This is a genomic window from Kitasatospora sp. NPDC024654 (genome assembly GCF_055559155.1).
The window spans coordinates 1-6,788 of the sequence record NZ_JBVHLF010000076.1 but is presented as its reverse complement, the minus strand read 5'-3'; the positions used below and the strand labels follow the sequence as shown (position 1 = coordinate 6,788).

8 protein-coding genes (1 of these 8 running past the window's edge) are annotated in these 6,788 nt (G+C 73.5%); 3 read left to right on the top strand and 5 right to left on the bottom strand.

The annotated features are described in order from the left end of the window. The 3 genes in view from ACZ38L_RS30895 to ACZ38L_RS30885 are tightly spaced (at most 60 nt apart) and all read left to right on the top strand, a layout consistent with a single transcriptional unit that may run on beyond the window. A protein-coding gene (locus ACZ38L_RS30895; protein ID WP_465699459.1) for a DNA gyrase/topoisomerase IV subunit A crosses the window boundary here: on the top strand, window positions 1–145 show its end. The gene continues 2,342 nt to the left of window position 1, outside the view; 145 of the gene's 2,487 nt are visible here — the last part of the coding sequence; the start codon falls outside the window, past its left edge; its stop codon occupies window positions 143–145. Next, a complete protein-coding gene (locus ACZ38L_RS30890; RefSeq protein WP_465699457.1) occupies window positions 142–1,062 on the top strand; it encodes a sucrase ferredoxin in 921 nt (306 codons plus the stop codon). Before ACZ38L_RS30895 ends, ACZ38L_RS30890 begins: the two co-directional genes overlap by 4 nt. Before the next feature lie 60 nt (window positions 1,063–1,122). Further along, entirely contained in the window at window positions 1,123–1,803 is a 681-nt protein-coding gene (locus tag ACZ38L_RS30885; RefSeq protein ID WP_465699455.1) for a C40 family peptidase, read from the top strand. A gap of 68 nt (window positions 1,804–1,871) precedes the next feature. Here ACZ38L_RS30885 and ACZ38L_RS30880 read toward each other — a convergent pair whose 3' ends face one another. The 5 genes from ACZ38L_RS30880 to ACZ38L_RS30860 form a co-directional block, all read right to left on the bottom strand. Continuing rightward, window positions 1,872–3,527, bottom strand: coding sequence for a solute symporter family protein (locus ACZ38L_RS30880; RefSeq protein ID WP_465699453.1), 1,656 nt, complete (start codon window positions 3,525–3,527; stop codon window positions 1,872–1,874). Then, window positions 3,524–3,889: a DUF485 domain-containing protein gene (locus tag ACZ38L_RS30875; protein ID WP_465699451.1), complete on the bottom strand. Its 366-nt coding sequence runs from the start codon at window positions 3,887–3,889 to the stop codon at window positions 3,524–3,526. The genes ACZ38L_RS30880 and ACZ38L_RS30875 overlap by 4 nt, the downstream gene beginning before the upstream one ends. A 327-nt stretch (window positions 3,890–4,216) precedes the next feature. Next, entirely contained in the window at window positions 4,217–4,930 is a 714-nt protein-coding gene (locus tag ACZ38L_RS30870; RefSeq protein WP_465699449.1) for a response regulator transcription factor, read from the bottom strand. Further along, window positions 4,927–6,093, bottom strand: coding sequence for a sensor histidine kinase (locus tag ACZ38L_RS30865; RefSeq protein ID WP_465699447.1), 1,167 nt, complete (start codon window positions 6,091–6,093; stop codon window positions 4,927–4,929). Before ACZ38L_RS30865 ends, ACZ38L_RS30870 begins: the two co-directional genes overlap by 4 nt. Window positions 6,094–6,114: 21 nt before the next feature. Continuing rightward, window positions 6,115–6,603, bottom strand: a complete 489-nt coding sequence (locus ACZ38L_RS30860) for a DUF1453 domain-containing protein (RefSeq protein WP_465699445.1) — start codon at window positions 6,601–6,603, stop codon at window positions 6,115–6,117. Window positions 6,604–6,788: the final 185 nt, after the last annotated feature.

Below are 6,788 nucleotides of genomic sequence, written 5' to 3'. Positions count from 1 at the left end.
AGGAGAGGAGCGGTGGGGGGGACGAAAGTTGGTCCAGGGGGGCGGGGAGGGGGGGGGGGGGAGAGGGGGGGGGGGGGGGGGGGGCCCCCCCCCCCCCCCCCCCCCCCCCGCCGTTCCGGGGCGCACGGTAGGGTGCCCGAGGTGATCACCTGTAGCAGTGCGTCGAGCGAACTCGACGAGCCACTGGCCGCCACCGCGGCGACCGCCGCGACCTGGCTGCTGCTGGAGCAGCCCGGGCCGTGGGGTGCGAAGGCGCTGACCGGGAGCCACCTCGACACCGAGCTGGGCCGGGCGCTGGACGCGGCCTGCGCGGGGACCGGTGTCCGACCGGCGCTGATCCGCCGGCCCGGGCGGCACGCCGACAACCTCCCGCTCGCCGGGCACCAGGTCGTGCTGGCCCACACCCGCCCCGGCCGCTCCTGGGTGCGCCGCGCCGAACTGACCGACCCCGCCGAGCTGCTGACACTGGACCTGGCCGCCGCCGGGGCCGGCGAGCACGGCGGCTTCGGAGTCCCGCACACCGGCGGCCCGCTGGCGCTGGTCTGCACCAACGGCCGCCGGGACCGCTGCTGCGCGCTGCTCGGACGGCCGCTGGCGGCCGAGCTGGCGGTGGCCGGGCACAGCGAGGTCTGGGAGGTCACCCACCTGGGCGGGCACCGGTTCGCGCCGACCATGCTGGTCCTCCCGTACGGCTACGCCTATGGCCGGCTCGGCGAGGCCACGGCCAAGGAGGTGCTGGCGGCGACCGCCGCCGGGCACACCGTGCCGCAGTGGTCGCGCGGGCGTTCCTGCTGGGACCGGCCCGGCCAGGCGGCCGAGCAGGCGGTGCGCGAGCTGACCGGCGACACCACGGCGGACGCGCTGACCGTCAGCCAGCGGGCCCTGGCCGAGGACCGCTGGGAGTGCCGGGTGGAGCACGCCGACGGCCGGGGCTGGTGGGTCGAGGTGGTCCAGCGGAGGAGCGTGCCGGCCCGCCCGGAGAGCTGTGAAAAGGCCCCCGGCACGCCGAGCCGGATGGAGGTCCGCGGAGTGCAACCGCTGGACGGTCCTTACCGAGGGTGAGTCGTCCGTTCGGCGGAGGCCACGCGGCGACTCCCGGTGACGACTGCCTAGCGTGACCGCATGGATACGACACCCCATCGGACCGTGCTGCCCGGTGTCGCCCGGCTGCGGTACGGCGTCGCACTGGCCACCGCGATAGTCGTGGGCGCGGGCTCGATCCTCCTCGGCGGTGCCGGGAGCGCGTACGCGGAGCCCGTGCCCGGCCACCACCAGCTGGACGGGACCAGCGCACCCGACACCGACGACACCACCCCCGGCACCGACGGCCCCACCCCCGGCGGCGCAGACACCGGCCAGACCGCGCCGGCCATCGACGACACCACTCCGGCTGCCGCCGATGACGAGTCCACCGCCCCCGCCGCCGGGACGAGTTCGCACCGGAACACCGAGGCGGCCGTGACGTTCGCACTGACCCAGGTCGGCAAGCCGTTCGTGATGGGCGGCAACGGCCCGAACGGCTACGACTGTTCGGGCCTGGTCCAGCAGTCCTACCGCCGGGCGGGCATCAGGCTGCCGCGGATCGCCAACGACCAGTACGAGGCGACCACCCACCTCGGGCCGGGCCAACTCCGCCGCGGCGACCTGCTGTTCTGGTCCTCGGACGGCAGCGCCCGCGGCATCCACCACGTCGCCATCTACCTGGGCGGGGACCGCTACGTCGAGGCGGCGCACCAGGGTACGAAGGTCCGGATCTCGAAGATCGTCAAGGGCTACCACCCCACCCACCTCGGCCGCCCCTGACTCCCCCGCGCGCGGACGGTCCCCGGCAGCAGGCGCCGCCGGGGACCGTTTGCCGTGCCGGTGCCCGCTCAGACCGCCCCGGCGCCGGTCAGCGAACGGACCTCCAGCTCGGCGAACTTGTCCGCGTCAGCCTGCTCCTCGCCACTGACCGTGCCCACCCAACCGGCCAGGAAGCCCAGCGGGATGGAGATCAGACCGGGGTTCTCCAGCGGGAACCAGTGGAAGTCCACGCCCGGGAACATCGCGGTCTTGCTGCCGGAGACCACCGGGGAGAAGAGCACCAGGACCAGGGCCGGCACCAGGCCGCCGTAGGTCGCCCAGCAGGCCCCCCGGGTGGTGAACCGGCGCCAGAAGAGGTTGTAGAGCAGGGTGGGCAGGTTGGCCGAGGCCGCCACCGCGAACGCCAGACTGACCAGGAAGGCGACGTTGAGCCGCTGGGCGAACAGACTGAGCACGATCGCCGTGCCGCCGATCACCACCGCTGCCAACCGGGCCACCACCACCTCCTGACGGTCGCTCACCGCTGGCCGGTCCGCGCGGCGGAACGCTTCGGCGTAGAGGTCGTGGGCGAAGGAGACCGAGGAGGCCAGGGTCAGCCCGGCCACCACGGCGAGGATGGTGGCGAAGGCGATGGCCGAGGTGATCGCGAAGAGCAGGGCTCCCCCGGTACTGCCGTCGCCGCCGCCGAGCTTGAACGCGAGCAGCGGAACGGCGGTGTTCCCGGCCGAGTTGGCGGCCTTCACCGCCTTGGAGCCGACCAGCGCGGTCGCCCCCAGCCCCAGCACCACGGTCATCAGGTAGAAGCAGCCGACCAGCCCGATGGCCCAGACCGTGGACCGCCGGGCGGCCCGTGCGGTGGGCACGGTGTAGAAGCGGGACAGGATGTGCGGCAGGCCGGCCGTGCCGAGCACCAGGGCCAGGCCGAGACTGACGAAGTCGAGCCGCTCGGTGGCGGTCCCGCCGTACTTCAGGCCCGGCTCGAGGTACCGGGAACCGGCGCCGCTGCCCCGGGCCGCCGCCTCCATCAGGCCGGCGACGTCGCCGTGGAAGCGGACCAGCACCCAGCCGGTGAGCAGCACCGCCCCGGTCATCAGCATCATCGCCTTGACGATCTGGATCCAGGTGGTGGCCCGCATCCCGCCGACCGTGACGTAGATGACCATCAGGGCGCCGACCGCGACGATAGTCCAGGTCTTGGCCGCCGCCCCGGTGGTGCCGAGCAGCAGGGCGACCAGACTGCCCGCACCGACCATCTGGGCGATCAGGTAGAGCAGGGTCACCACCACACTGGCGCTGCCGGCCGCGGCCCGGACCGGACGCTGCCGCATCCGGGTGGTCAGCACGTCGGCCAGCGTGTAGCGGCCGGTGTTGCGGACCAGCTCGGCGACCCACATCAGGACCACCAGCCAGGCCACCAGGAAGCCGATGCTGTAGAGCACGCCGTCGTAGCCGTAGAGCGCGATCAGGCCGGTCACCCCGAGGAACGAGGCGGCCGAGAGGTAGTCGCCGGAGAGCGCGATGCCGTTCTGCAACGGGCCGAAGTCGCGGCCGCCGGCGTAGAAGTCCTCGGTGGCCTGGCCGCGGCGGCCGACCCAGACGGTGATCGCCAGGGTCACCACGACCACCAGCGCGAAGAGCACGACCGCCAGCTCGTGGTGCTGACCGCCGGCCGGCGCGAGCGCCGGGTGGCCGGGAACGGGTGGGTGGGGCTCGGTCAGGTTCATCGCAGCTGGTCCTGGGTGTCCCAGCGCAGCCCGAGAGCGGCTCGGTCGCGCTTGATGCGGGCATTGCGGGCGTAGAGCAAAGTGATCACGAAGGTCGAGACGAACTGCAGCAGGCCGAGCAGCCAGGCAACGCTGAACGGCCCGGCGAGGCGGCTGCGCATCAGATCGGGCGCGATCGCCTGCGCGGTCACGTAGAGGAGGTACCAGCCGAGGAAGACCGCGGTGGCGGGGAAGACGAACCTGCGGTAGCTGCGCCGGATCTCCTGGAAGGTGGCGCTCTGCTGCACCGCCCGGTAGACCTCGGCGGCGGCCGGGTCCGGTGGCGGCTCCGCCTGCCGCGGTGCCGGAACGATGGGACTCACCGTGACGGTGTGCTCCGCCGCCGCCCGCCCGCGAGCGGCTCGACGACCCGGCCCCACGGCCCCATTGGGGACGGACCACCGGTCGAACCACTGGCTCGAACGGGACGGCCGACCGACCGGTCCGGTGACTTGCTGCTGTGCCAAAGCTGCTCCTGCCCGGGATGCACCACCGAGCGGTGGGCGTCGGGATAGCGGCACCGCGAGCACTCCGGACGACCCGCCCCGAAGATCCATTCGGCGTACCGACGGTGCCCTGACGGCACCATGATGGCGGGTCAGAATCGGAGATATGGCACCCAGCCGGATTTTTCACCCATTGAGGCGAGATCAGCCGTGCTGTTCACTCCGGGAAATCCCGTGTCGGAACGCATAACTGACCGCCTGTGCACGATCCCTGACCGCGGTCTTCGCGAAGAGATTATTGATATGAGTTTTCACCGTGGCCGGGCTGACGAAGAGCTCCGCCGCGATCTCGGTGTTCGACAACCCCTCGGCGATCAGCGCCAGTACTTCCGCCTCCCGGGCCGTCAGGCCGTCCGGGAGGGGCTGTTGGGCCGACCGCGCCGGGGGCCGCGCCGGTTCCGGGGCTGGCGCGGCGAGCCGTTCCAGCAGCCGGCGCTGCACCTGCGGGGAGAGTCCGGCCGCCCCGGAACGGACGGCCGCGATGGCCCGGGCGATCTCCTCCGCCCCCGCGTCCTTGGTCAGGTACCCCCGGGCGCCGGCCTGCAGCGCCGGGAAGAGCGAGTCGTCGTCGGCGTAGGTGGTCAGCACCACCACCTCGGTCGCCGGGTGCTCGCCACGGATCCGACGGGTGGCCTCCACCCCGTCGCAGCGCGGCATCCGCAGGTCCATCAGCACGACGTCCGGGGCCCGTTCGGCGACCAGCTGGACCGCCTCCTCGCCGTCGGCCGCCGCCCCGACCACCTCGATGCCGGGCAGCAGCCCCAGCAGCATCACGATCCCCTCCCGCACCACGGTCTGGTCGTCCGCCACCAGCACCCGGGTCGGCTGCTCCGCCCCGCCCGTCGGCCGCTCGCTCATGCCGGCACCCGCAGCAGCACGCGCCATCCTCCGTCGTCCGGGCCCGCCAGCAGGCTGCCGCCGAGCAGTTCCGCGCGTTCACGCATTCCCAGCAGACCGTACCCGCTACCGCTGCCGGCCAACTCGGCCGACACCTCACCGCGCGGCCCGCGGACGTTGCGGACCTCCAGCTCCACCTCCTCCGGCAGGTAGCGCAGCAGGACCGTGCAACCGCCGCCGGACGCGTGCTTGCGGACGTTGGTGAGCGCCTCCTGCGCGGTCCGCCGGACGGCCAGCCCGGCCTCGGCGGCGAGCGGCCGCGGGGTTCCCTCCACGGTCAGCACGGCGTTCTCGTCCCGTACGAGCTGCACCAGGTAGTCCCCGACCGGGACGAACTCGCCGCGCAGCGCGGAGAGCGCCTGCCGGGTCTCGGCCAGCCCGTCCTGGGCCATCCGCCGGGCCGCCACCACTCGTTCCCGGATCTGCCCGCGATCGGCCCCGCCGTCCAGCATCAGCCGCGCCGCCTCCAGGTGCACCAGCTGCGCGGAGAGGCTGTGCGCCAGCACGTCGTGGATCTCCCGGGCGATCCGGGCCCGCTCGGCCAGCGCCGCCGACTCCGCCTCGGCCGCCTTCGCGGCCAGCTGCTGGGCCAGCAGCAGCCGGGCGGTCGCCCGCGCCTCGCCGTCCAGCCGCAACAGGTAGCCGAGCAACAGCAGACCGACCACGGTGAGCACGGTGCCCAGCGGGGAGTCGCGGGTGGTCGTGCTGTACGAGGCCAGGGCCATCAGGGTGGCCGGCACGGCCAGCGTCAGCGGCAGCCGGAGCAGCACGATCACCGACATCGCGCACCAGATCACGTTCGCCAGCAGCACCCCGTGGGTCTGCTGGGCCGCCCAACTGACCACCAGCAGTCCGATGATGCAGCCCAGGGCCGCCCGCGGCCAGTGCCGCCGCGAGGCCACGAAGAGACCGTAGAAGATCGCCCCCGCCGAGATGATCAGTACCGCCGCGACGACCGCGGTCGCCGCCGAGTGCTGGCTCCCGGCGTACGTCCCCCAGACGACCGAGCCCAACAGCGCCAAACGCCCGACGACGGACAGCAGCGCCCCGGCCCAGGAGGAGTTCCTCCGGTCCAGGGGCGGCTCCTGCGGCCAGCGGGTCCAGTACTCCAGTGGCACGTACATTCCCTCCACGGCCGGCCCGGCTCAGCCGAGCACGGTGGCCCGGCGCGGGCCGCCTTCCAGGTTCTGGGCCCTCCAGTTCACCACGGCGCCGCGGACCAGGAGCAGCGCCGCCAGCGCGAGCAGCAGGTCGTTGGTCCCCTGGTGGACGCCGAGCGCGGCGGCCACCGCGAACAGGCCGACCCGCAGCGCGATCATGCCGACCCAGGCGGCCAGCGCGGCCTTGCTGCCCTTGGCCCACACGGTACCGTCAGCATCCCGCCAGACCCGGACGGTCCAGCCCCAGACCGAGCCCATCGCGATCTCGATCAGGATCCCCACCACCAGCAGCCCGACAGCGGCGGCCTTGTGGTGCGGGTCGATCAGGCTCGGGTCACGCAGCGCGACCACGGCGAGGATCACCGGCAGGAGCCAGAAGCGGCGCTCGGTGTCGATCCGGCGGGCCCGCATCTGGCGGGCGAGCACGAACACGACCGCGGCGATGATGATGACGATGTTGGAAAGCCCGGCCATCGGAAGTTCTCCATCCCGGCTGGAAGAGGGGGTGCTGACCTCTACGACGGTACGGATCCGGTGGCGCAGGGTGATCGGCGCCAGGGTTGAAACGGCGGCGGGGGGGGGGGGGGGGGGGGGGGGGGGGGGGGGGGGGGGGGGGGGGGGGGGGGGGGGGGGGGGGGGGGGGGGGGGGGGGGGGGGGG